Here is a 22,963-nt window from a genome sequence, read left to right as displayed (position 1 = left end):
GGGGAAGGGCCCTGAGCGGGCGCTCAGGGCCGGCGGGTTTATAGCCTACTGACAGTCGATACTGCCGGGGCTGGGTGAGCCCTGTAGGCCGAAGCTGATGCTTTCGCCCGGAGCCAAGACGTCGTTGTACTCAACTCCGCTGGCTTGGTACTGGGCACCAGAGCCCTCGATGTTGGCACTCCAACTGTTCCCCACGCTGATGGCTTGGCCGAAGGTAATATCCACTGCCCAGCCATCCACCGCTGTAGAGGTGTCATTACTGACGGTAAACGTGGAAACGAAACCGCTGCCCCAGTCGTTGGTGTCCACGGTGCAGCTCAGTTGCCCGCTGGGGGCACTGCTGCTTTGAACGGAACTGACCGCGGAAGAGGCTACCGAGGAGACGCTCGAAGCACTGGAGCTGGATACGCTGGAGGAGAACGACGAGGAAGAAGCGCCGTCGCAGTTGCCCGCTTCAGGAATACCCGGCCCCGCGATTTCCAGACGGTCGATATTCGCCAGGCCCCCTTCAGTGGCCGCCTCCAGGGTTAGACGGTGGCTACCGGCGGGCAAATACGCGGTCGTTGAGGCCGGCTGCCAACTGTTCCAGGCACCGGTGCCGGGGAAGTTGACCCTAACTCTAGCGTCGGACGTATTGAGCCAGAAACCGGCGCTGCGATTGTCATCGGCGCCATTAGCGTAAAGCCAGAAAATATCGTGATTCCCCCCTTCGGAGATATTCACCTGCCATTCAATGCGGCTGCCCACTTCATTAGTGGTATTGATAAAGCCGCTGCCGGTGTGGCCGCTGTGGTTGCTGTCCACCGTCCCGTCATGTGTACACACATCCTGTTCCTGCAGCACCAGATGATCGGTCGGCACGCTGGAGGACTGGCTGGATGACGAAGAGCCGGAACCGCCACCGACCACGCGAATGTTCGGCGCGGGAGGCTCGTCCATGCCCGCGCCCAGGTAGAAGGAGGGGTGGGGCGGTTGGTTATAACCCGAGTTCTGCCAGGAAATGGCCACCCGATATTGCGGGTCGTGCATCAGCGTACGCAGTCGATGGTCACTGGGTGTAGTGGTGGTAAACAGCAGCAGAGCGTTGTTGTCGCTGTGGCGCCAGAGCACTTCCTCGCGCCAGTCACCGAGCAAATCCGCGCTCAAGGCCGGCGTACCTTTGGTGCCATTGTTGGAAGCCGCGCCCAACTGATAGGCGGTCAGTAGCCGTTCGGTGCTGTTGGTGGCCGGGTTCCATTTGTCGATCATTTCCCGATCCAAGGTTTCCCGCAGGAGATCGCCATCCCACCAGACGCCGAAATTGATTGGGCCGGGACGGGAGGAAGAGAGGGTCTGGCCGGTGGCGCTGAACAGACCACCGTCGGAGGCCCAGGCTTCGTAGCCACGGGAGTTCGGGTCCACATCCATGGCTACACCCCGACCAATATCGGACCTATCGCCCGGGTCGCTCCACAGAATCTGGCCGGTGCCGGCATCATGCATCTCGATGCCGTGCTCGCCGTAACAGGAAGCGCACTCATGCACCATAAAGACTTCCTGACCGGGACGGTCCGGGTTCATATCGGACAGGTGCAAGGCGTCGCCGTGACCCAGGCCGGTGGTGTAGAGGCCGGTGCCATTGTCATCCACGGTCATGGCGCCGTAGACAATTTCCTGGCGACCGTCTTCATCCACGTCCCCCACGGTCAGGCTGTGGGCACCCTGGCCGGCATAGCCGCCGTTGCCGCTGTCATCACTATCAAACACCCAGCGCTGCTGCAGCTGACCGTTTTCAAAATCCCACGCCGCCAGAACCGAGCGGGTGTAGTAGCCGCGGGCGAAGACAAAGCTGGGGTTTTGCCCGTCCAGATAGGCAACGGTGGCGAGGAAGCGGTCCACGCGGTTGCCGTAGTTGTCACCCCAGCTCGACACATTGCCGCGCGCCGGAACGTAATTCACGGTATCCAGCTCGCGTCCGGTGCTGCCTTCGAACACGGTCAGGTATTCCGGGCCAGACAGAATATAGCCGCCGCTGTTGCGGTGGTCGGCGTTGGCCTCGCCAATGACATTGCCCTGACCGTCGCGGGTGCCGTCGGCGGTTTTCACCGCGACCTCGGCACGACCGTCACTGTCGGCGTCGTATACCAGGAACTGGGTGTAGTGCGCGCCGGCGCGAATGTTGCGCCCCAGGTCGATACGCCACAGCTGGGTACCGTCCAGTTCATAGGCATCGAGGTAAACGTTGCCGGTATAGCCGCTCTGGGAGTTGTCTTTGGCGTTGGATGGATCCCACTTCACGACGATTTCATAGTCGCCGTCGCCGTCCAGATCGCCGACGCTGGTATCGTTCGGACTGTAGCTGTAGTTCTCGCCAGTGGGCGTGGTGCCCCCCGAGGGACGTTGAATGGGAATACGATGAAACGGTTCGCCCCAGACATCGGTACTGGCCTGGCCCTGTGACTGGCCGTTAATCAGGGTTTCCACACTGTACTGCGCGCCCCTGTTGCCGTTGTTGTCGACGAAGTTGGTGCGCTCGGTTAGCGGGGCGTTATTGAGCTGAACGCCATCGCGATAGACGTTAAAGGCGGTGTTCTCCGGTTCCGCCCCCAGCCAGCGCCAGCTCACAAACACCGAGCCGTTGCCCCGATCCACGGCCACCAGACCACGATCAAGATTTTCCACCTCGTATTGACCGAAAGCGCCGGCGGCGCCCAGACACAGGCTGGTAAACACTAGGGGTCTGAAAGCTCGACGCAGAGCGTGATAAAGCGTCGTTCTGGAAACGGTTGGTTGTTTAAGGTTCATAAATCTCTCCTTTATTTATTTCACATTATTTTCAATCGATGTCCTTCAGGGACTGGCCAGATACTACGCGGACGCCTCACAAATTCCGCGAAACAGATCTCAACTTCCAAGAAACTTATGATATTTAACATATAAATAGCGGTTAATAGAAAGTTGAGCGACAACCGGAGCATCGCCGGAGGGGAGGTTGGCGGAGGTTCTGGGGGGCGCTCTGCCCTTAAGGGCCGACGGGCCGTACGCCGAGTCGGCCCGGCGTACGGCACTGGCCAATTATCTGGGCCATCAGCCTTGCGCGTACCGCTTTTCTACGGTGCTGCGCCGGGCCGGGCGGCTCTTTAAGAGGGGCGTTATTACTCCACAAACTTGGACAACAGACGGATATAAGCGACTTGGTAGTCGTTGTGGTTTTCCGTGACCTGCCAGGAGTTCACCGGCCAACTGGTATTAAAGTCCAGGTAGGCTTTGGCGGCGGGCTGATCGGCCGGAGGCGAAAGCTCCTCGGCCCCGCAGCGGGCGTTGTTCTCCGAGCCGCCGCAGCTGTCGGGGCAGCAGGCATCCCAGCTGTAGGACGGGTTGGGACCACCCACCAAAAAGCCCGGGGCGGGACCGTAGTTGGAGGTATCCACCGAGTCCCAGTCCGCGCTGCCGTCGGCAAACCAGCTGTGATAGAAGCTATCCACGGAATTGTGGACGTCCAGATGGTACATATTGGACAGGTAAACCTTGCCCAAAGGGTTGGTGCCGTGCAGGTAGTGCAGGTAACCCAGCGCGGCATTGTCGATCGCCTGATTGCTGGCATCACCCAGCTCATGCACCGCCAAATTGGTAAACGTGAGCCCCTGGCGGGACATGGTGCGGTTGCTCCCCCAGGTGAAGTTGCTTTCTCCCAGATAAGCGCGATAGGCGTCTTGAACCTGGTTTACGGCGTCCCAATTGCCATTCATGCCGTTGGTATAAGCGGTCCGAATATTGTTCGCCACTGTTTCGCTGGCGCCGGGCAGGGAGGCATAGTAAAGCCAGTGCATGGTTTCCGGCTCATTCCAGGGGCCGACCCAGGTAATCGGATGGTCGGTGTATTCGCTCTCGGCAAAGTCCCGATAAGCGGCTTTGCCTGTGGCCGCAAACAGGTAGATGGCGGCAATGCGTTTTTTCAGCGCTCGGCCGGCATCATCCACTTCCTGCTCGCCGGCGGCCACTTTCCCGCTGTTTTCGAAGGTCACTGAGGGGTTGGCGTCGGCCCAGCTCCAGGCTTGTTCCGCCCGATTGGCCAAGTCCTCTGCGTAGGCCTCCCAGCCCTCCACTTCCGCGAACACCATGCTGCCAAAGGCAAACGCCTGGGCACTGGTCAGTGTCGCGGAGGTGGTCGCCGGGCCATAAACGCTAGGCCCCGTGGCGGCAGAAGGTGGGCTGGCATGATCCAGACCCTGGACAGACAGGACGGAGCCGTTCTCTTCCTGCATGCGCTTGAGCCAATCCATGCCCCACTTGAGCTCATCTAGCAGGTCGGGAATACCGTTGCCGGATTCGGGAATATTGAAGTCATCGGTCCAGATAGCCGGGTTTTCCCGATAGGTGTGCATCAGTACCACAAGGTAATCGGCGTGCCAATTGGTGTATTTATTGTAGTCGCCGGCATCGTACCAGCCGCCGCGAAGGTCGCGCTCGGTACTGGCGTCGTCTTCGGAGCCGTAGAGTCGGGCTTCCGGATCCTGTCCTTCGCCCAAATGGCTGGCGTCGTCCGCCCATCCGGTGCCGGCATGGGTGGCCCGCTTTTTATCGCCGGCACGCTGATAGAAGAAGGTGCGCACCGCGTCTTTCAGAACCGGTTTGTACACATCGGCTCCGATGGAGAAGGCAGGGGAACGAACGTTCTGGCTGCGATCCCAGACCACGTAACGGCCGGGGTCGGTGACGGCACTGAAATCAAACCACCAGGCTTTGTCGCCGGATATATTGCTGGTCTCGCCTTCGTTCCAGGTGCCGGGTGAGCCGGTGTGAACGACTTCGCCGGAGTCAACGTTGACCAGAGCATAGTCCTCACCGGGGGCAAAACTTAAACCGCTATCGAATCCGGTCTGTGGGTCGCGCAACACAGCAACTTTATCGGAGGAGGGTAAGTAGCCGAACTGATCCACCACAATGCAGACCGCCACCGGCGCTTGCTGGACGTTAACGGCGGCCAGAGTCTCTGGAGGAGACTGGTCACACACTTGCGCGGAGCCGGGCTCGCTGCTGGATTGAGCGCTGGATTCGGTACTTGTCGCAATTGATGACCCAGAACTGTCGGCCTCGCTGGAAATGGCGCTACTTTGACTGGAAGAGCTGCCATCGCCGCCGCCAGAGGAGGAGCCGCCACAAGCGCTTAGGCCGGCACTAACCAGTAGCGCCACGAGGGACCGGGTAAGGGGGGAAAGACGCATTTGCTTACCTCAACATTATTGTTGTGCTGGAGAGTCATCAGGCTAAACAATTTCAAACGAATTGTAAACGGTTACACTGACTAAAAAGTGCTCAACCCCGTTGCCTCCATCAGACGATATTGTAGTCTGGGCCAAAGGCTTTCGTCTGCGTAGACTTCGTAATCCACGCTGTAATGGCGTCCGCGCCGGTTGTGCCAGCGCTCATCAAACCACTGCGCCCCCGAGGTTAACGGTTCAGCGGCCAGCGGACCTCGCAGCACCACGCTGGTTTCCAGGTTCAGGTTGTGCAGGTTCCGGCGGGTGAAGTTGGTGGAACCCAGAAGCATGCGGGCGGCGCCGTTGGCGTCGCGATGCATTAACCACTTGGCGTGACACTGCTCGCCGTGGGTGTCACACCAGCGCAGCGCAACACCGGCACTGACCAGCTCATGGGCGACGGGACGGTTGGGGACGCCGTTTTTCTCTCGACCGAAGGCATCTTTGTTGGGGTCGAGCAGTACCCGCACTTTTACGCCGCGCTCGGCGGCCTCCTGCAGAGCCCGCACAAGATGCCGATCAGACAGGTAAAACATGGCCATATCCAGGTGTTCATTAGTATTCGCGCCATCAATCAGCGCCAGCGCCGCCCGCTCAACGGCCCGTTCGGTCACCACCTGCACGGTGAGTTCAGAGGAGCTGGGCACATCGCCAGGCTCCGGCGCCTGAGAGGGGGCCGGTCCACCGGAGAATTCCAGAACCGCCGCCTCGCTCTGCAACAGGTCCCCCGTCGCGGGGCCGCTGAAGCGCAGGGCGACGTTGCCGTGGGCACTGCTGCCATCATGCGGGTTGGCGGAGGTTACCAGCGCCGCCAGGGCTTCCCCCTCATCGGCGATTAACAGCTTCCGGTGGTTGGCTTTGAAGTTAATCAACGCCAGATAGCTGCGCAACGACACCTCACCCTCGCCGAAGGGGTTGGGCAGGGTGTCGCCGGGGGAGTTGCCCCAGGGCTGGATAAACGGTCGCCAGATCGAAGAGTAGAGGGGATTGCTGTCGCGCAAACGGGGCAAATCGGTAAGCGTGACCGAAATACCGGCGGCTTCCAGGCGCTGAAAATGAGGGGAGGGCAGGCCGCCGTAAAGGGTGTTCAGTGGATCGCTAATCACCAGAATCTGCATATCGGGGTGGCGTTTCTTTTGGGCGATCAGCCGGTCGGTCAATTCTGAAGACAGCGCCCGGTGGGTATCCGTTAACTGTCCCTGGTAGGCGTTGAACAGGAACATATCCACCAAAACAAAGCGCTCGGCTTGTTCGATCAGGCGAAAAATCTCGTCAAATATGCTCTGTTCGGTGTGGCGGGTACCTTGTTCGTCCACATAGGTTCGGTCCGCCAAAAACCGCACACCGGTGGCAGGTCTGGGGGGCGCTTCCATGCCCACTCCCTCGGGCAAGGGTTTATAAACCCCGTAGAGGCCCGTGGCCAGCAGAACAATGGCCAGCACACCCAGTAGACCCAGGCCGTAGCGGCGAACCGATGATTTCTTTGTGGCCATAGCTATTCAGTCCCTTTTATTAAGTGTGTTATCCGCCGCTGGTTGCCCAACCTGCAAAGGCTGTTGAAACGGCCTGTGCTAGGATTTTTTGGTGGGGCGTTGCCAGCCCTGGATATTGCGTTGGCGGCCCCGGGCGATGGCGAGCTCTTCATCGGGGACGTCTTTGGTAATGATGGAACCGGCGCCGACGGTGGTGTTATTGCCCAGCTTGATCGGTGCCACCAAGGCAGTATTGGAACCAATGAAGGCATTGTCACCGATTTCCGTGAGGGATTTGTTGACCCCATCGTAGTTGCAGGTAATGGTGCCCGCCCCAACGTTAACGCCGGCACCGAGTTTGCTGTCACCGATGTAGCTTAGGTGGTTAACCTTACTGCCGGCGCCGATGGTGGCTTTTTTCACTTCCACAAAGTTGCCCACTTTAGCGCCATCCGCCAGTTGGGTACCGGGACGTAGGCGGGCAAAAGGTCCCACGGCACAACCGGACGCGACCCGGGCGCCTTCAATCACGGAGTTGGCCTTGATTTGGGAGCCAGCGCCGATCACACAGTCTTTCAGGTAGCAGTTGGGCTCCAGGGTCACGCCGTCTTCGAGCATGACTTCCCCTTCAAACACGCAGTTCACATCAATCACCACATCTCGGCCCGTGGTGAGACGACCACGGCAGTCAAAGCGGGCCGGGTCCATCAGAGTAACGCCCTGAACCATCAACTGCTCCGCTTGCCGACGCTGATAATAGCGCTCGAGCGCGGCCTGCTGCTGTCGATTGTTGATGCCTTCCACTTCTTCGGGGTGGTCGGGATGGGCGGCGTGAACACCCAGGCCATCCCGGCGGGCCATGGCAATAATGTCGGTGAGGTAGTACTCGCCCTGGGCGTTGTCGTTGCTCAGGGTGGGCAGCCACTGCTGTAGATGCTTGGCTTTGGCGGCCATGATGCCGGTATTGATTTCGGTAATCTGTTTTTGAGCGTCCGTGGCGTCTTTGTGCTCCACAATAGCCTCTACTTGCCCGCTGGAGTCGCGCAAGATGCGTCCATAACCGCCCGGTTGGGGAAGGTCCACGGTGAGCAAACCAATGGTGGTATCGGTGACCGCTTCGGCCAGCTTGCCCAAGGTATCGGCGCTGGTGAGGGGGACATCCCCGTAGAGGATCAGCACGGTGGCGTCGTCCCGGAAGTGGGGGAGGGCTTGTTGCACCGCATGGCCGGTACCGAGTTGTTCGGTTTGCTGGACAAAACGAACGTCGTCCGCCGCCAGCCGAGCCTCCACCTTTTCGGCGCCGTGGCCGACCACCAACATAATGTGGTCGCTGCCCAGAGCCCGGGCGCTATCGACGACATGCTGTACCAGCGGCCGGCCACCCACCGGATGTAAAACCTTGGGCAGGTCGGAACGCATGCGGGTGCCTTTACCGGCGGCGAGAATGACAATATCAAGAGGGGCGGTCATGTAAATACTCCTTCAACGAGGCGCGAACGCGACATCTTAAAAATACAGGGTTCTGAACACAAAAAAGGGCGGCCGTTCAGCCACCCTTTCTTGTTGCCAATACCGAGCACACCAAGTTACTTGTTGCTGCCCAGACGCTTGCGGATCGACTGCAGTGTGCGCAGTTGCGCCGCTGCTTCGGCCAGCTCGATGGCCGCTCGGGAGTAGTCGATTTCGCCAGACTGATTGGTCAGCTGCTTCAGTGCCTGCTCCTTTGCCTCTTCGGCGGCGGCTTCGTCCATGTCACCGGCGCGCAGCGCGGTGTCTGCCAAAATCGTCACATGGTAGGGCTGCACTTCCAGATAACCCCCGGAGACGTAATACACTTGCTCGTCTTCGTTGTCGTTATCCATAACCACTCGCACCGGGCCCGGCTCGAGAGCCGTCAACAAAGGAGCGTGACCGTAGATGATCCCGAGTTCGCCTTCAGTGCCCGGGGCCACGACCATTTTAATAAGCCCTGAGAAGATTTCCCGCTCCGCACTGACTATATCGCAGTGAAATGTCATCGCCATATATCTGCCTCTAACGCTTCAAGGTAGCCCGGGGAACCCGGGCCAGCGGAATTACTTCTTCTTGGCTTTGTTGGCTTTCTCGATGGCTTCTTCGATGGTGCCCACCATATAGAACGCTTGTTCCGGCAAGTCGTCGTACTCACCGTCGAGAATGCCCTTAAAGCTGCGAATGGTGTCCTTCAGCGATACGTAAGTACCGGGGGAGCCGGTAAAGACTTCCGCCACGTGGAAGGGCTGAGACAGAAAGCGCTCGATTTTACGGGCGCGCGCCACGGTCAGCTTGTCTTCCTCGGACAGTTCGTCCATACCCAAAATGGCGATAATGTCTTTCAGCTCTTTATAGCGCTGCAAAACGGTCTGTACGCCGCGAGCCACTTCGTAGTGCTCGGTACCGATGATCAGCGGATCCAACTGACGAGAGGTAGAGTCCAGCGGGTCAATAGCCGGGTAGATACCCTTGGACGCAATGTCACGACTCAGTACAACGGTAGAGTCCAAGTGCGCAAAGGTGGTGGCCGGAGAGGGGTCCGTCAAGTCATCCGCGGGCACGTAGACGGCCTGTACGGAGGTAATGGAGCCGGTTTTGGTGGAGGTAATACGCTCCTGCAGCACGCCCATCTCTTCGGCGAGTGTAGGCTGATAACCTACCGCGGAAGGCATACGACCGAGCAGGGCGGATACTTCTGTCCCCGCCAGGGTATAACGATAGATGTTGTCGATAAACAACAGAACGTCTTTACCTTCGTCGCGGAATTTCTCCGCCATGGTCAGACCGGTCAGGGCCACACGCAGACGGTTGCCCGGTGGCTCGTTCATCTGGCCGTACACCATGGCTACCTTGTCCACGACGTTGGAGTCGGTCATTTCGTGGTAGAAGTCGTTACCTTCACGGGTCCGCTCACCCACACCGGCGAATACGGACAGACCGGAGTGCTCTTTGGCGATGTTGTTGATCAGCTCCATCATGTTCACGGTCTTGCCCACACCGGCACCACCGAACAGGCCGACTTTACCACCCTTGGCGAACGGGCAAACCAGGTCAATCACCTTGATGCCGGTTTCCAGCAGTTCGTTGGAAGCGGCCAAGTCTTCGTAAGCGGGCGCTTCGCGGTGAATCTGCATGCGCTCTTCTTCGCCAATGGGGCCGGCTTCGTCGATGGGGTCGCCCAATACGTTCATGATGCGACCCAGCGTCTTGGTACCGACCGGAACCTTAATCGGCTCCTTGGAGTTGGTCACATCCAGGCCACGGCTCAGACCTTCAGAGGAGCCCAGGGCAATGGTCCGTACCACGCCGTCGCCCAGCTGTTGTTGCACTTCGAGTGTCAGATTCTGCTCGGTGACATTCAGTGCATCATAGATTTGCGGCACGGCGTCGCGCGGAAATTCCACGTCGATCACGGCGCCGATAATTTGTACGATACGTCCGCTACTCATTTCCGGTTCCTCTTGGTTTCAGATCCGGCCGACTGGTCAGTCAAACACTGATGACAGCCTGGGACTGAAGGTTTTAACTCAAAATAGGGTTGTCAGTTGCGGGCCCTTAGTTGGCCACGGCGGCGGCACCACCAACAATTTCGGACAGCTCCTGAGTAATGGCTGCCTGACGAGCTTTGTTGTAAACCAACTGCAAGTCGCCAATCAGATCGCCGGCGTTGTCGGTGGCGCTCTTCATTGCCACCATACGGGCAGCCTGCTCACAGGCTCCATTCTCGACCACGGCCTGGTAGACCTGAGACTCAATGTAACGAATCAACAGGCCATCAATCAGCTCTTCCGAACCGGGCTCGTAGATATAATCCCAGGTGTGCTGAAGCTTTTCATCTTTGTCCGCCACCAGGGGCAGCAACTGCTGCACTTCCGGTTGCTGAGTCATGGTGTTGATAAATTCGTTGCTCACCACGTAAAGCTTGTCGATTTTTCCTTCACTAAAGGCATCCAACATCACTTTAACGCTGCCAATCAACGATGAAACCGTCGGGGCTTCCCCCAGATCACGAGCCGAGGCCACAACATTGCCACCGTGGCTGTTAAAGAACGCTGCGGCTTTGGCACCGAGAAGACAGAGATCAATAGCCGCTCCGTCTTCGGACCACTGCCTCATGGATTTCAGGGCTGCCTTGAACACATTGACGTTCAAACCACCACAGAGGCCGCGGTCACTGGACACGATAATGTAGCCCACGCGTTTGACCTCGCGGTCCTCCATAAAGAGGCTCTTGTACTCAGGATTGGCGTTCGCCAGGTGACCGACCACAGCGCGGATACGTTGAGCGTAGGGCTTGCCCCGCTGCATACGTTCCTGAGCTTTACGCATCTTACTGGCGGCAACCATCTCCATCGCGCTAGTAATTTTCTGCGTACTTTTAATGCTCGAAATCTGTGTCCGAATCTCTTTTGCGCCTGCCATACTCAAAGGCCCTCAAGCGTGAAATAGGTTGCGGTGCGCTTAGCGCACCGTCAGTGTTACCAGGACTGGGTTTCTTTGAATTTCTCTACCAGCGCCTTGAACTTGCCTTGCAGTTCTTCGTTCCAGTCACCCGAATCATTGACGGTCTTCAACAATTCCGGCGCTTCACTGCGGGCGTAAGAGAGCAGAGCCGATTCAAAATCCAGCACCTTGTTCACTTCCACATCTTCCAAGTAGCCTTCGTTGGCGCAATACAAAACCAGAGCCATCTCGGCAATACTCATGGGAGAGTATTGGTTTTGTTTCATCAACTCGGTAACCCGCTCGCCGTGATCCAGCTGCGCCTTGGTGGCTTCGTCCAGATCAGAGGCAAACTGAGAGAAGGCCGCCAGTTCGCGGTACTGAGCCAGGGCGGTACGAATACCGCCGGAAAGCTTCTTGATGACCTTAGTCTGAGCCGAACCACCCACACGGGAAACCGAAATACCCGCGTTCATTGCCGGGCGAACACCGGAGTTGAACATGGAGGTTTCCAGGAAGATCTGACCATCGGTAATAGAGATCACGTTGGTCGGAACAAAGGCGGAAACGTCACCGGCCTGGGTCTCAATGATCGGCAGTGCGGTCAGGGACCCGGTTTTGCCTTTCACTTCGCCATTGCTTTGCTTTTCAACGTACTCGGGGTTAACCCGGGCGGCGCGCTCGAGCAGGCGCGAATGCAGGTAGAACACGTCGCCGGGGTAGGCTTCACGGCCCGGGGGACGACGCAACAGCAGGGAGATCTGGCGATAGGCCCAGGCCTGCTTGGTCAGGTCATCGTAAATAATCAGTGCGTCTTCACCGCGATCGCGGTAGTACTCACCAATGGTGCACCCGGCAAAGGCCGACAGATACTGCATGGAGGCCGGGTCGGAAGCGGTCGCGGCCACCACAACGGTGTGATCCATTGCGCCGTGCTCTTCCAGCTTACGTACCACACCGGCAATAGAAGAGGCCTTCTGACCGATAGCGACGTAAATACACTTAATACCGGAATTCTTCTGGTTAATGATGGCATCCACGGCGATGGCGGTTTTACCAATCTGACGGTCACCAATGATTAGCTCGCGCTGACCGCGACCAATCGGCACCATGGAGTCCACGGCTTTCAGACCAATTTGAACCGGCTGGTCGACCGACTGGCGCCAGATAACACCGGGAGCGACTTTCTCAATCGCGTCGGTTTTCTTGGCGTCGATGGCGCCCTTACCGTCGATGGGGTTACCCAGGGCGTCGATGACTCGACCTTCCAACTCGGGGCCGACGGGCACTTCCAGAATACGACCGGTACACTTACAAGTCTGACCTTCGGCGATGCCCAGGTAGTCACCCAGAATAACGGCACCGACGGAGTCGCGCTCCAGGTTCAGGGCCATACCGAAACGACCGCCTTCAAACTCGATCATTTCACCGTACATCACGTCCATCAAGCCGTGGATACGTACAATACCGTCGGATACGGAAACAACGGTACCTTCATGGCGGGCTTCGGCTGACACATCGAGCTTTTCGATGCGCTGCTTAATAATGTCGCTAATCTCGGATGGATTCAGCTGCTGCATGCTTTATTCCTCAATCCTACGAATTGATTGCTCTGGCAAGTTTGTCGATTCGACCACGCATGGAAGCGTCGATGACAAAGTCGCCTGCTTTGATCACAACGCCCGCCAGTAGACGTTGATCTACTTCTGTTCTGACCATAACTTTGCGAGAGAGCTTTTTGGTCAACGCCTCAACGAGTTTTTCCTCGGCGGCGCTGTCCAGCTCCATAGCGCTAATCAGTTGCACATCAACGGCCTGCTCATGCTGAAGTTTAAGGGCATGAAACAATTCGGCGATCTGCGGCAGCAAGGTAAGGCGTTTGTTCTGGGCCAGAAGCCTCACAAAATTCTGTTGTCCCGGATTCAAATCCGCCACAACATCAATAAGCACTTGGGCCTGCCGCTCTGAGCTGTAGGCCGGCGAACCGATGACTTTTTTCAACGTCTCGTTCTGGGTACAGGCGGACAGCAAAGCCAGTTGGCTGGCCCAACTGGCTAGAGCATCTGATTCTTGAGCACACCGAAACGCCGCCTTGGCGTAAGGTCTGGCATATGTGAAGAGTTCAGCCATGGGTCACCCCCCTCAAAGATTGGCGGCCAATTTATCGATCATATCTTTATGCGTCGACTCATTGACTGAACTTTCCAGTACTTTCTCGGCACCTACGACTACCAGACCGGCCAGTTGACCCCGCAGTTTTTCCTTAGCGCGATCCACCTCCTGCTCAACCTCAGCTTGGGCGGCCTGCTTGATGCGCTCCGCTTCGGTACGCGCCTGTCCTTTCGCCTCTTCAATGATCTTATTGCCGCGGCTGTTGGCGGCGTCGACCAAGGTGGAGGCTTCTTGACGGGCTTCACGCAAAATCTTGGCGGCTTTTTCCTGGGCCATTTCCAAATCGCGCTCGGCGCGATCGGCGTCCAACAAACCATCCGAGATTTTCTTCTGGCGTTCGTCAATGGCCGCGATCAACGGCGGCCAGACAAACTTGGCGCAAAACCAGACGAAGATGGCAAAGGCGATGATCTGGCCAATAAAGGTTAAATTGAAATTCACGACTTTACCTCGTCTTGTATTGGATTAGGCGAACGAATAAAAATCGCTCCGCTTTATACCAGACCAGGCGCGGTCACGAAGATCAAAACCAGGGAAATACCAACGGCAATAATGGGGATCGCTTCTACCAGACCGGCAATAATGAAGAACTTAGTTTGCAAAGTCGGAGCCAATTCCGGTTGACGAGCGCTGGTTTCCAGCAGCTTGCTACCGAGATTGGACATACCCAGAGCAGCACCCAGAGCAGCACCAGCCAGAATGATACCTACGGCGATATAGATCATCATCGTTCTTTCTCCTAGACTTACGTCAGTTAAAGTTAAAGTTTAAAGGTCGTACAAATTTATCCGTTGACCGTGGTAACCCACCGCCCCCGAAAAACTAGTGCTCCTCGTGAGCCATCGCCAAATAGACGGTGGTCAGCACCATGAAAATAAAGGCCTGCAGGACAATAACCAGAATGTGGAATATCGCCCACACCACTTGCAAGCCGGCCGCCAGCGGGAGGAACAATAAGCCGGCGCCAAAGAAAGCCGCAATCAACAGGAACACGACTTCTCCGGCAAACATGTTGCCAAACAGACGCAAACCGAGGCTGACCGGTTTGGCCAACAGGCCTACAATTTCCAGCACAAGGTTAAAGGGGATCAGCAACCAATGGTTGAAAGGGGTAAAGGAGAGCTCTTTGAGAAACCCCCACCCTTTGACTTTAATGGAGAAACCGATCACGAGAAGCAGCACAAAGGTGGCCATACCGAGGGTAATGTTCGGATCGGTAGTAGCGGCCACCTTTTGATATTTAATGCCCATAAGCTCAAGCGGGTAGGGGATCAAATCCACCGGGATCAGCTTCATGAGGTTCATCATGAAGACCCAGACGAAAACCGTCAGAGCGATGGGAGCAATGGGGCCGGTGCGGCCGTGGAAAACTTCTTTGGTGGTGTTGCTAACGAACTCGACCACCATTTCAATAGCGCCCTGAAAGCGTCCCGGAGTCTCAACGGAGGCTTTTCTTGCCGCGAAAAAGAATACCGCCATCACCAGAATGCCCAGGCCGAACGACCAGAACAGGCTGTCAACGTGGAACGCCATAAAGCCCATGGCTTGGGCTTCCGCCGCACAGTTGGCAAATGTCCATTGGGTGGTTTCCGCGACACCGCCGTAACACAGTTCGGTACCTTCCGGCAGGCGACCATAGGTAAGATTCACCAAGTGGTGGGAAATATACTCGCCTGCGTTATCGTATTGACCTGCTGCCATGAGTTCAAATTACCCGTTGTCCACGCGGCTGCGCGGGTGTGAAATTGAAATCGGTGCTGCCAGGGCTGCCAAAGTGTTCAGTGCGAACACGGTGATAACTGTGGCAGCCACAGAAACATCGGGGAGGCGGCTCCAGAGCAAAACCAGCCCGATCAGTATTATTGCCCATTTGCCGATGATCCCCGCCAGGGTCCCCGCCAGATAGCGGTGACTGTGTGGGTCGCCAAACCGGCCCAAGCTGCGCCAAATCCAGAAGGCTTGAGCGGCAATCACCAGCACACCGGCCCATGCCACACTGGTGAGGTACTGGGGCCCCAGTAGGGCGCAACCCACTATCGCCAACAACCAACACACGAGCTGAATCATGCTCAGGCGCCATAGGGGCGGCCGGCGTCGATGTTGAGTGGGTGAGACTTTTGTTCGTCCCGTCACCTGTGTGAAACACTCCCGGAGTGGCCTCGCCGCCCCGGGGGCGACCAGATCAAAGGCCGCAGCATTATAGGGAGAAACCCCCCGGGCTTCAACCAGCACCGCACCGATTTTGGGCGGTGTGGCTTATCGTGATGCAGAGTCGTTTTGGCGCCGCGCATTTGCGCCCCGCACCAAAGGCTTATTTGATATGCTCGAGAATACCGTCGAGTTCATCCAGGTTGTTGTAATTAATGACCAGCCGGCCCTTCCCCTTGGCGGTGTGCTGGATGTTCACGCCAGCGCCGAGAATGTCGGACAGCTGCTCCTCCAGGCGGCGAATATCCGCCGAGGGCGCGGCCGGCGTGACGGTTTTTTTGTCTTTCTTCTCCTGCAGGTTGCGCACCAACATTTCGGTTTGGCGCACCGACAGCCCCTTGCCCACCACCTGTCGGGCGGCAGCACGCTGGTCTTCGGCCTCCAGGCTGAGCAGGGCGCGAGCGTGGCCCATTTCCAGATCGCCATGCTCAAGCATGGTTCTGACTTCTTCACTCAGGGCAATCAGGCGCAGGAGATTGGTCACCGTGGTGCGTGATTTACCCACCGCTTGGGCCACTTCGCCGTGGGTCAACTCAAATTCATCCTGCAAACGCTTGAGAGCCATGGCCTCTTCAATGGGATTGAGATCCTCGCGCTGAATATTCTCGATCAGCGCCATGGCGATGGCGGCTTCGTCGGGAACGTCCCGGATGACGGCGGGAATTTTGTCCAGTCCGGCCAGTTGGGTCGCGCGCCAGCGGCGCTCACCGGCAATGATTTCGTATTTTTCCGGGGCGACCAGACGAACCACAATAGGCTGCATAACGCCCTGGGCCCGGATGGAGTCGGCGAGTTCTTCCAGTGCTTCGGGGTGCATGTCCCGACGGGGCTGGTAGCGCCCGCGCTGAATCATTTCCACTGGAATATGGGCCAGCCGTCCGTCGGCGAGTGCCTCTTCCACCGCTTCCGGTGTCTCCGGGTTGGGTGTGTCCGTTGGCGCTGCGGTGACTCCCGCCCCCAAAAGGGCGTCCAAGCCTTTACCTAAGCCTTTGCGTTTTCCCGCCATTGCCTTGCCCTGTTGAAGAATCCTGAAGGTGGATGGATTTGTGCTTACGAAGCGGAGGATGCCGCCGCTTTTTGCTCGTTCTCGATACGCCGAATCATTTCCCCGGCCAACGCCAGATAGGCGATGGCGCCTTTGGACTGGCGGTCATAGCTCAATACCGGCTGACCGTAGCTGGGGGCTTCGGCCAGTCGCACGTTGCGCGGAATGCAGGTGCGGTAGAGGCGGTCCCCAAAGTGTTGGGACAGCTGGGCCGAAACGTCGTTGGTCAGGCTGTTGCGCGGATCGTACATGGTGCGCAGCAAGCCTTCGATTTTAAGCTTGGGATTGAGCAGTTCCTGGATTCGCCCGATAGTGTTCATCAGCGCCGAGAGCCCTTCGAGGGCGTAATATTCGCACTGCATGGGGATTATCACGCCGTCGCAGGCGGTCAATGCGTTGACTGTCAGCATGTTGAGCGAGGGCGGACAGTCGATGATGATGTAGTCGAAGTCGTCTTTAACGGTTTGCAAGCCGTCCCACAATAGGCGTTCTTTGCCCTCGAGGGAGAGCATTTCAACCTCGGCGGCGGTGAGGTCGCCGTTGGCCGGGAGGAGGTGGAATTGACCCGTTTCGGAGATTTGCAGACATTCGCTCGCGCTCGCCTGGCGGGTGAGGACGTCGTAGACGGTGAGGTCGAGCTCACTTTTGTCGACGCCGCTACCCATGGTGGCGTTGCCCTGGGGGTCGAGGTCGACCAGCAGTACACGCTTTTTGGTCGCGACCAGGGAGGCGGCGAGGTTGACGCAGGTGGTGGTTTTGCCGACACCGCCTTTTTGGTTGGCTACCGCGTAGATTCGGGTCAATTCGTTATCCTTTGGAGGCCGTAAAACACATTCAAAGCCGGGTATTGTGTGGCAAGGAGCGGCTGGGGACAAGTCCAGAGTGGCCGTTAGAGTTTGGGGCGGTCATATCTGCCCCGGCTCGGAGTGGGATCTACCTTCCCGAGACACGCCGTAAACCCATCCTTGGGGGCTCGAATCGCGAGTCCCTCGCTCCACGTTCTCGGGAAGGTAGATCCCACTCCGAGCCTCAATGCTAAATTTAGAGAGTGAACTTCTTTTTGCGTAGGGTTGGTAAGCGAAGCGCCACCTACCAAAATAGTCCAACTAATGGCATCGAGTCCCGGTCGTTTTGGTAGGTGGCGCTTCGCTTACCAACCCTACGTGACGATTACCAATGAGGGCCGGTGCGGATGTGATTGAACTACCGCAACCTCAACTCCAACAAGTGTCGTTCCCCGTCATTGCCCGGCACCTGCAACCGATGGCTGTCGACCAACTGAACCCGCCCTTCGACTTCGGCCAACTCCTCCTGGGGATAAACGCCCTTCATTGCCATAAACAGGCCCTCTAGGGCGAGTAAGTGCTCACACCCATTAATCATATCCGCCAAACTGGCGAAGGCGCGGCTGATGACGACGTCGAAGGGCGGGTCGGGCTGGTACTGCTCGACGCGGCGATTTTCCACGGTGACGTTATCCAGGCCCAGTTGGGTTTTGACGTGAAACAGGAACCGGGTTTTCTTGCCGGCGCTGTCGAGCAATACGATTTGGCACTCGGGCACGGCGATGGCCAGGGGAATGCCGGGGAGGCCGCCGCCGGTGCCGACGTCAATTAGGCGTTCAGGGGCGCGGTTTTGTACATGTTTCAACACGCTCAGACTGTCCAGCAGGTGCCGGTCCAGCATGGCGTCGATGTCGCGAATGGCGGACAGGTTGTAGGCCCGATTCCACTTGTGGAACTCGGCGAGGTAGGTGAGCAGCTGTTTTTTTTGAGCGCCGGACAGCGTCAGCGCCAAGGCGCTAAGCCCGGCGTCGAGCCGGGCATTGAGGGCGTCGGTCATGAGGCGCGGCTGGCCTCGCGCTGTAGCAGTCCCCGTTTTTTGAGGTGAATGAGCAGCAGGGAGACGGCTGCCGGGGTCACTCCGGGCACCCGCGAGGCGCGGGCCAAGGTGGCGGGGCGGGCGGCGTTGAGTTTCTGCTTCACCTCGTTGGACAGGCCTTCGACCTTGTCGAACTCGAAGCTGTCCGGAATCACCGTCTGCTCGTGAGCGCGCAGGCGGTTGATGTCTTCCTGCTGGCGGTCGATGTAACCAGAGTATTTGGCGTCGATTTCGATTTGTTGAGCAACGCGCTCGTCGGTAACCGGCTCGCCTTTGAGTCCTGCCACGTCGGCATAACCGAGCTGGGGCCGCTTGAGCAGCTCGAACAAATTGTATTCGCGGTTCAGCGGCGAGTCGATTTTCGTTTCCAGCGCCTTGGCTTCGGTGGAACCGGCCTGGACCCAGGTGGTTTTCAGCCGGTCTCGCTCCCGGGCGATAGACTCGCGCTGTTCGCTGAATTGCGCCCAGTGATCCTCGGCAATCAATCCCATCTCGCGGGCCTGTTCGGTCAGGCGCAAGTCGGCGTTGTCTTCACGCAGCAGCAGCCGGTATTCCGCGCGGCTGGTGAACATGCGGTAGGGCTCCTGGGTACCCATGGTAATCAGGTCGTCCACCAGCACGCCGATGTAGGCCTCGTCCCGGCGGGGGCACCAGGCCTGCTGCTCTTTCACGCGGCGGGCGGCGTTGATACCGGCCAACAGGCCCTGAGCGCCGGCCTCTTCGTAGCCGGTGGTGCCGTTAATCTGACCGGCAAAGTACAGGCCGGCAATGGACTTGGTTTCCAGGCTGTATTGCAGATCCTGCGGGTTGAAATAATCGTACTCAATGGCGTAGCCGGGCCGGGTGATATGGGCGTTTTCAAAGCCTTTGATCGAACGGACCAGTTCCAATTGCACATCAAAGGGCAGGCTGGTGGAGATGCCGTTGGGGTAGAGCTCGCGGGTGCCCAGACCCTCCGGCTCCACAAACACTTGGTGCGAGGGTTTATCGGCGAAGCGATGAATTTTGTCCTCGATGGACGGGCAGTAGCGCGGGCCAATGCCTTCGATGACGCCCGAGTACATGGGCGATCGGTCCAGCCCGCCGCGAATGACCTCGTGGGTACGCTCATTGGTGTGGGTAATCCAGCAGCACATTTGCTGCGGATGCCAATCCCGTGAACCGCGGGCGGACATAACCGGACGGGGTTCATCTCCCCATTGCTCTTGTAGCTCGGAAAAATCCACGCTGTTGGCGTCGATCCGCGGCGGTGTACCGGTTTTCAAGCGATCCACTCGCAGGGGCAGCTCGCGCAGTCGCGCGGCCAGCGCCTGGGCGGGCGGGTCGCCGGCACGGCCACCGGCATGGCTTTGCATTCCAATGTGAATTTTGCCGCCAAGAAAGGTGCCTGTGGTCAGCACCACGGTGGGGGCGAAGAACTTGAGCCCCATCTGAGTTACCACGCCCTCGACTCGGTCCCCTCGGACGATTAAGTCGTCCGCGCCCTGCTGGAAAATGCTTAGGTTGGGCTGGTTTTCCAGTATTTCGCGGATGGCGGCTTTGTACAGAGCGCGATCGGCTTGCGCCCGAGTGGCTCGAACGGCCGGGCCCTTGCGGGAGTTTAGAACTCGAAACTGGATGCCGGCTCGATCCGTTGCCATGCCCATGGCGCCACCCAGGGCATCAATTTCCTTCACCAGGTGGCTTTTGCCGATGCCACCGATGGCGGGGTTGCAAGACATTTGGCCGAGCGTATCAACGTTGTGCGTCAGCAGTAGGGTTTTGCAGCCCATACGTGCCGCCGCCAGGCACGCTTCGGTGCCGGCATGGCCGCCGCCGATGACGATGACGTCAAAGTGCTCTGGGTAATTCATATGTGGGGCCTCTGAGAGCTCAGCCGGTGAAAATGGGAGGGCATTATAGGGGCTTACGGTGTATTTGTACAAAAGTTGTTCAGTTTCTGAACAAGTGGATTTTCCATGTTATACAAAGACTAAGTAATGAATATATATATAAAGGTATATATAGATAAGTATTTAATGATGTTGTTATATATGGCGAGCCCATTTTCTGTGTAAAACCCTTAAAAAGTGTTAAAAAACAATAGGTTGGAGCAATGATAAGCCCCGGGACAAAGCGCTGGTAACAGGCTGACAAGCTGCCGGAAAGCTGGTGACAGAAAGGCGACTTATCCAAGGATTTGGCAAACGTCGAGTTATCCCCAATTTCGTCGTCAGCTTTTACCCCCACTGATTAACAGGGTTATCCCCAGAAAATTAATTTACTGGCGCAATATCAATAAGTTAGGGGATAAACCTGTGAGCAAGTGTGGATAATTGTTCTAAGTGGGCCTAATCAAGCCCGGTACCAGTGTGGATAAGTCTTCTCCACAGGTGTGAATAACACCCTTAAAAAGGGGACATTGCTGTTAAGGGGCGGAGGGGTGTAATGGCGTTCAAAGGGCAATTATTGGCTCGGTTGGCAGGTTTTGAGTCATTCGTTTGATATTTTTTTGGCGCTTCAAGGCAAAAATAGGAAGATGCCGTGAAGATATTTGGCAATGTAAGGTGGATTGGTTGATGGGAAAAGCGAACGAGGTTTTGGATTTTTGGTTTGTAGAGTGCGAACCCAAACACTGGTTTCAAAAAAACAAAGGCTTTGATCGTGAAATTGAGCGCCGCTTTGTAGACGTTTACCGGCGCGCCTGTGCCTGTGAACTGGCTCATTGGCGTGCCCGGCCGGAGGGGAGGTTGGCGGAGGTTCTCGTGTTGGATCAGTTCTCGCGCAATCTGTATCGGGACCGCCCCGAAGCCTTTGCCCAGGACGCTCTAGCGCTGGCGCTCGCGCAGGAGGCGGTGGCCGCCGAGGCGGATCAGTCTTTGGAGCCGGCGCAGAGGGCGTTTCTTTATATGCCCTATATGCACAGCGAGTCGGCTTTGATTCATGAGGAGGCGGTCCGGTTGTTTGATCAGCCGGGGCTGGAACACAATTTGAAGTTTGAACGCCGCCATCGGGAAATTATCGAGCGCTTTGGTCGTTATCCCCATCGCAATGAGCTGCTGGGAAGGCAGAGCACGGAGGAGGAGCAGGCGTTTCTCAAGCAGCCCGGTTCGTCGTTCTGAAGCGCTTAGCGGGTGGGAGGGTTACTTGCCGATACAGAATGACGAAAAGATCCGGCCCAGCAGGTCATCCGACGTAAATTGTCCGGTGATTTCGCTCAGGCACTCCTGGGCATCGCGCAGGTCTTCCGCCAGTAGCTCGCCGGCGGCGTGCTGGTGGAGTTGCTCTCGGCCGTTGGCCAGGGCGGTACGGGCACGCTCCAGGGCGTCCAGGTGGCGGCGCCGGGCGGTGAACTGGCTTTCACCGGTATCGGTGTAGCCCATGACGCTTTTAAGGTGGGCTTTGAGCTCGGCCATCCCCGCCCCCGTTGAGGCGCTCAGCGCTAGGCATAAAGGTTCGGCCAATCGCTCTCCGCTGGCTTCTCCGGTCAAGTCCACCTTGTTGCGAATCAGGGTGAGTTTGCCGGGGTCCGGCAACTGGCGGACAAACTCCGGCCAGATGTCGGAGGGGTCGGTAGCCTCTGTGCTTTGACTGTCCACCAGTAGCAGAATGCGGTCGGCGTTGTGAATTTCTTTCCACGCCCGTTCCACCCCGATTTTTTCCACTTCATCGGGGGTTTCTCGCAGCCCCGCGGTGTCGATCACATGCAGTGGCATACCGTCGATGTGGATATGTTCGCGCAGCACATCCCGGGTGGTGCCCTCAATGTGGGTGACAATGGCGCTGTCCCGCCCGGACAGGGCATTGAGTAAGCTGGATTTGCCAGCGTTGGGCCGCCCCGCGATGACCACGTTCATCCCGTCCCGCAGCAGGGCCCCTTGGCGGGCTTCAGAGAACACCTGCTCAAGCTGTTGGCCAATGGTCTCCAGATCGCTCGCCACCTTTCCGTCGCTGAGAAAGTCGATTTCCTCTTCGGGAAAGTCGATCGCCGCTTCCACGTAGATACGCAGAGCGATTAGCGCTTCCACCAGGTCGTCGATTCGTTGGGAAAAGGCTCCCTGAAGAGAGTGCAGAGCGCTGCGGGCCGCCTGGTCGCTAGAGGCATCGATAAGATCGGCGATTGCCTCCGCCTGGGTCAGATCGAGCTTGTCGTTGAGAAAAGCCCGTTCGGAAAACTCCCCCGGCCGGGCCATGCGCGCGCCCTGGACCGTGGCGGCTCGCAGCAGCCAATCCAGAATGACCGGACCGCCGTGGCCCTGCAGTTCCACTACATCTTCACCGGTAAACGAGTGCGGACCGGGAAAGAAGAGCGCGATGCCCTCATCCAGAACGCGGCCATTGGAATCGTGAAAGGGTAGATAGTGGGCGTGACGAGGCTTAAGCGCTCGCTGGGTGATCTGTTCGCCGATGGCCCGGGCGGTCGGACCCGAGAGGCGCACGATACCGACACCGCCCCGCCCGGTGGCGGTAGCGATGGCGGCGATGGTATCGGTCGCGTTCGGGTTCACGGC

At 57.9% G+C, this 22,963-nt stretch carries 19 protein-coding genes; 1 reads left to right on the top strand and 18 read right to left on the bottom strand.

What is annotated here, in order from left to right; all coding sequences use genetic code 11:
- Positions 1 to 45: 45 nt before the first annotated feature.
- The 17 genes from AAE514_RS02245 to mnmG form a co-directional block, all read right to left on the bottom strand.
- Positions 46 to 2,784, bottom strand: a complete 2,739-nt coding sequence (locus AAE514_RS02245) for a rhamnogalacturonan lyase family protein (RefSeq protein ID WP_347329875.1) — start codon at positions 2,782 to 2,784, stop codon at positions 46 to 48.
- Positions 2,785 to 3,134: 350 nt separating this feature from the next.
- The gene (locus tag AAE514_RS02240; RefSeq protein WP_347329874.1) at positions 3,135 to 5,204 is read right to left on the bottom strand and encodes a glycoside hydrolase family 9 protein; all 2,070 of its coding nucleotides are present in this window, start codon (positions 5,202 to 5,204) and stop codon (positions 3,135 to 3,137) included.
- 80 nt (positions 5,205 to 5,284) lie between these two features.
- Complete coding sequence (locus tag AAE514_RS02235; RefSeq protein ID WP_347329873.1) at positions 5,285 to 6,733, bottom strand: phospholipase D-like domain-containing protein; 1,449 nt, start codon at positions 6,731 to 6,733, stop codon at positions 5,285 to 5,287.
- Between the two features lie 78 nt (positions 6,734 to 6,811).
- The gene (glmU, locus tag AAE514_RS02230) at positions 6,812 to 8,182 is read right to left on the bottom strand and encodes a bifunctional UDP-N-acetylglucosamine diphosphorylase/glucosamine-1-phosphate N-acetyltransferase GlmU (RefSeq protein ID WP_347329872.1); all 1,371 of its coding nucleotides are present in this window, start codon (positions 8,180 to 8,182) and stop codon (positions 6,812 to 6,814) included.
- 116 nt (positions 8,183 to 8,298) lie between these two features.
- Entirely contained in the window at positions 8,299 to 8,736 is a 438-nt protein-coding gene (locus AAE514_RS02225; RefSeq protein ID WP_347329871.1) for a F0F1 ATP synthase subunit epsilon, read from the bottom strand.
- A 51-nt stretch (positions 8,737 to 8,787) separates the two neighbouring features.
- Positions 8,788 to 10,173 (bottom strand): F0F1 ATP synthase subunit beta, encoded by a 1,386-nt coding sequence (gene atpD, locus AAE514_RS02220; protein ID WP_347329870.1) that lies wholly within the window; start codon positions 10,171 to 10,173, stop codon positions 8,788 to 8,790.
- A 106-nt stretch (positions 10,174 to 10,279) separates the two neighbouring features.
- Positions 10,280 to 11,146 (bottom strand): F0F1 ATP synthase subunit gamma, encoded by an 867-nt coding sequence (gene atpG / locus AAE514_RS02215; protein ID WP_347329869.1) that lies wholly within the window; start codon positions 11,144 to 11,146, stop codon positions 10,280 to 10,282.
- Positions 11,147 to 11,202: 56 nt separating this feature from the next.
- On the bottom strand, positions 11,203 to 12,747 hold the full coding sequence (atpA, locus tag AAE514_RS02210; RefSeq protein WP_347329868.1) for a F0F1 ATP synthase subunit alpha: 1,545 nt from the start codon (positions 12,745 to 12,747) through the stop codon (positions 11,203 to 11,205).
- A gap of 16 nt (positions 12,748 to 12,763) precedes the next feature.
- The gene (locus tag AAE514_RS02205) at positions 12,764 to 13,297 is read right to left on the bottom strand and encodes a F0F1 ATP synthase subunit delta (protein ID WP_347329867.1); all 534 of its coding nucleotides are present in this window, start codon (positions 13,295 to 13,297) and stop codon (positions 12,764 to 12,766) included.
- 12 nt (positions 13,298 to 13,309) lie between these two features.
- Positions 13,310 to 13,780 (bottom strand): F0F1 ATP synthase subunit B, encoded by a 471-nt coding sequence (locus tag AAE514_RS02200; RefSeq protein WP_347329866.1) that lies wholly within the window; start codon positions 13,778 to 13,780, stop codon positions 13,310 to 13,312.
- A gap of 53 nt (positions 13,781 to 13,833) precedes the next feature.
- Positions 13,834 to 14,067, bottom strand: coding sequence for a F0F1 ATP synthase subunit C (gene atpE, locus AAE514_RS02195; protein ID WP_347329865.1), 234 nt, complete (start codon positions 14,065 to 14,067; stop codon positions 13,834 to 13,836).
- Positions 14,068 to 14,161: 94 nt separating this feature from the next.
- A complete protein-coding gene (atpB, locus tag AAE514_RS02190; RefSeq protein WP_347329864.1) occupies positions 14,162 to 15,040 on the bottom strand; it encodes a F0F1 ATP synthase subunit A in 879 nt (292 codons plus the stop codon).
- Positions 15,041 to 15,049: 9 nt separating this feature from the next.
- Entirely contained in the window at positions 15,050 to 15,406 is a 357-nt protein-coding gene (locus AAE514_RS02185; protein ID WP_347329863.1) for a hypothetical protein, read from the bottom strand.
- Between the two features lie 244 nt (positions 15,407 to 15,650).
- Positions 15,651 to 16,553, bottom strand: a complete 903-nt coding sequence (locus AAE514_RS02180) for a ParB/RepB/Spo0J family partition protein (RefSeq protein ID WP_347329862.1) — start codon at positions 16,551 to 16,553, stop codon at positions 15,651 to 15,653.
- Between the two features lie 44 nt (positions 16,554 to 16,597).
- On the bottom strand, positions 16,598 to 17,395 hold the full coding sequence (locus AAE514_RS02175; protein ID WP_347329861.1) for a ParA family protein: 798 nt from the start codon (positions 17,393 to 17,395) through the stop codon (positions 16,598 to 16,600).
- Between the two features lie 400 nt (positions 17,396 to 17,795).
- Positions 17,796 to 18,434 carry a 16S rRNA (guanine(527)-N(7))-methyltransferase RsmG gene (gene rsmG, locus AAE514_RS02170; RefSeq protein WP_347329860.1) on the bottom strand — a complete coding sequence of 213 codons (639 nt, stop codon included), beginning with the start codon at positions 18,432 to 18,434 and terminating at the stop codon, positions 17,796 to 17,798.
- Positions 18,431 to 20,326 (bottom strand): tRNA uridine-5-carboxymethylaminomethyl(34) synthesis enzyme MnmG, encoded by a 1,896-nt coding sequence (mnmG, locus tag AAE514_RS02165; RefSeq protein ID WP_347329859.1) that lies wholly within the window; start codon positions 20,324 to 20,326, stop codon positions 18,431 to 18,433. Before mnmG ends, rsmG begins: the two co-directional genes overlap by 4 nt.
- Positions 20,327 to 21,031: 705 nt before the next feature.
- Here mnmG and AAE514_RS02160 point away from each other — a divergent pair.
- Positions 21,032 to 21,574, top strand: a complete 543-nt coding sequence (locus tag AAE514_RS02160; protein ID WP_347329858.1) for a DUF924 family protein — start codon at positions 21,032 to 21,034, stop codon at positions 21,572 to 21,574.
- 21 nt (positions 21,575 to 21,595) lie between these two features.
- Here AAE514_RS02160 and mnmE read toward each other — a convergent pair whose 3' ends face one another.
- Positions 21,596 to 22,960 (bottom strand): tRNA uridine-5-carboxymethylaminomethyl(34) synthesis GTPase MnmE, encoded by a 1,365-nt coding sequence (gene mnmE, locus AAE514_RS02155; RefSeq protein ID WP_347329857.1) that lies wholly within the window; start codon positions 22,958 to 22,960, stop codon positions 21,596 to 21,598.
- Positions 22,961 to 22,963 lie beyond the last annotated feature (3 nt).

The sequence above is a fragment of the Marinimicrobium locisalis genome (assembly GCF_039822625.1).
Classification (GTDB): Bacteria; Pseudomonadota; Gammaproteobacteria; order Pseudomonadales; family Cellvibrionaceae; genus Marinimicrobium; species Marinimicrobium locisalis.
The sequence above is the reverse complement of the archived record's forward strand: the minus strand, read 5'-3'. Positions and strand labels throughout refer to the sequence as shown.

What these genes read in the sequence shown, in the direction of transcription:
- AAE514_RS02245 (WP_347329875.1), bottom strand. Translation starts at nt 2,784, where the DNA reads ATGAACCTTAAACAACCAACCGTTTCCAGAACGACGCTTTATCACGCT.
- AAE514_RS02240 (WP_347329874.1), bottom strand. Translation starts at nt 5,204, where the DNA reads ATGCGTCTTTCCCCCCTTACCCGGTCCCTCGTGGCGCTACTGGTTAGT.
- AAE514_RS02235 (WP_347329873.1), bottom strand. Translation starts at nt 6,733, where the DNA reads ATGGCCACAAAGAAATCATCGGTTCGCCGCTACGGCCTGGGTCTACTG.
- glmU (WP_347329872.1), bottom strand. Translation starts at nt 8,182, where the DNA reads ATGACCGCCCCTCTTGATATTGTCATTCTCGCCGCCGGTAAAGGCACC.
- AAE514_RS02225 (WP_347329871.1), bottom strand. Translation starts at nt 8,736, where the DNA reads ATGGCGATGACATTTCACTGCGATATAGTCAGTGCGGAGCGGGAAATC.
- atpD (WP_347329870.1), bottom strand. Translation starts at nt 10,173, where the DNA reads ATGAGTAGCGGACGTATCGTACAAATTATCGGCGCCGTGATCGACGTG.
- atpG (WP_347329869.1), bottom strand. Translation starts at nt 11,146, where the DNA reads ATGGCAGGCGCAAAAGAGATTCGGACACAGATTTCGAGCATTAAAAGT.
- atpA (WP_347329868.1), bottom strand. Translation starts at nt 12,747, where the DNA reads ATGCAGCAGCTGAATCCATCCGAGATTAGCGACATTATTAAGCAGCGC.
- AAE514_RS02205 (WP_347329867.1), bottom strand. Translation starts at nt 13,297, where the DNA reads ATGGCTGAACTCTTCACATATGCCAGACCTTACGCCAAGGCGGCGTTT.
- atpE (WP_347329865.1), bottom strand. Translation starts at nt 14,067, where the DNA reads ATGATGATCTATATCGCCGTAGGTATCATTCTGGCTGGTGCTGCTCTG.
- atpB (WP_347329864.1), bottom strand. Translation starts at nt 15,040, where the DNA reads ATGGCAGCAGGTCAATACGATAACGCAGGCGAGTATATTTCCCACCAC.
- AAE514_RS02185 (WP_347329863.1), bottom strand. Translation starts at nt 15,406, where the DNA reads ATGATTCAGCTCGTGTGTTGGTTGTTGGCGATAGTGGGTTGCGCCCTA.
- AAE514_RS02180 (WP_347329862.1), bottom strand. Translation starts at nt 16,553, where the DNA reads ATGGCGGGAAAACGCAAAGGCTTAGGTAAAGGCTTGGACGCCCTTTTG.
- rsmG (WP_347329860.1), bottom strand. Translation starts at nt 18,434, where the DNA reads ATGACCGACGCCCTCAATGCCCGGCTCGACGCCGGGCTTAGCGCCTTG.
- mnmG (WP_347329859.1), bottom strand. Translation starts at nt 20,326, where the DNA reads ATGAATTACCCAGAGCACTTTGACGTCATCGTCATCGGCGGCGGCCAT.
- AAE514_RS02160 (WP_347329858.1), top strand. Translation starts at nt 21,032, where the DNA reads ATGGGAAAAGCGAACGAGGTTTTGGATTTTTGGTTTGTAGAGTGCGAA.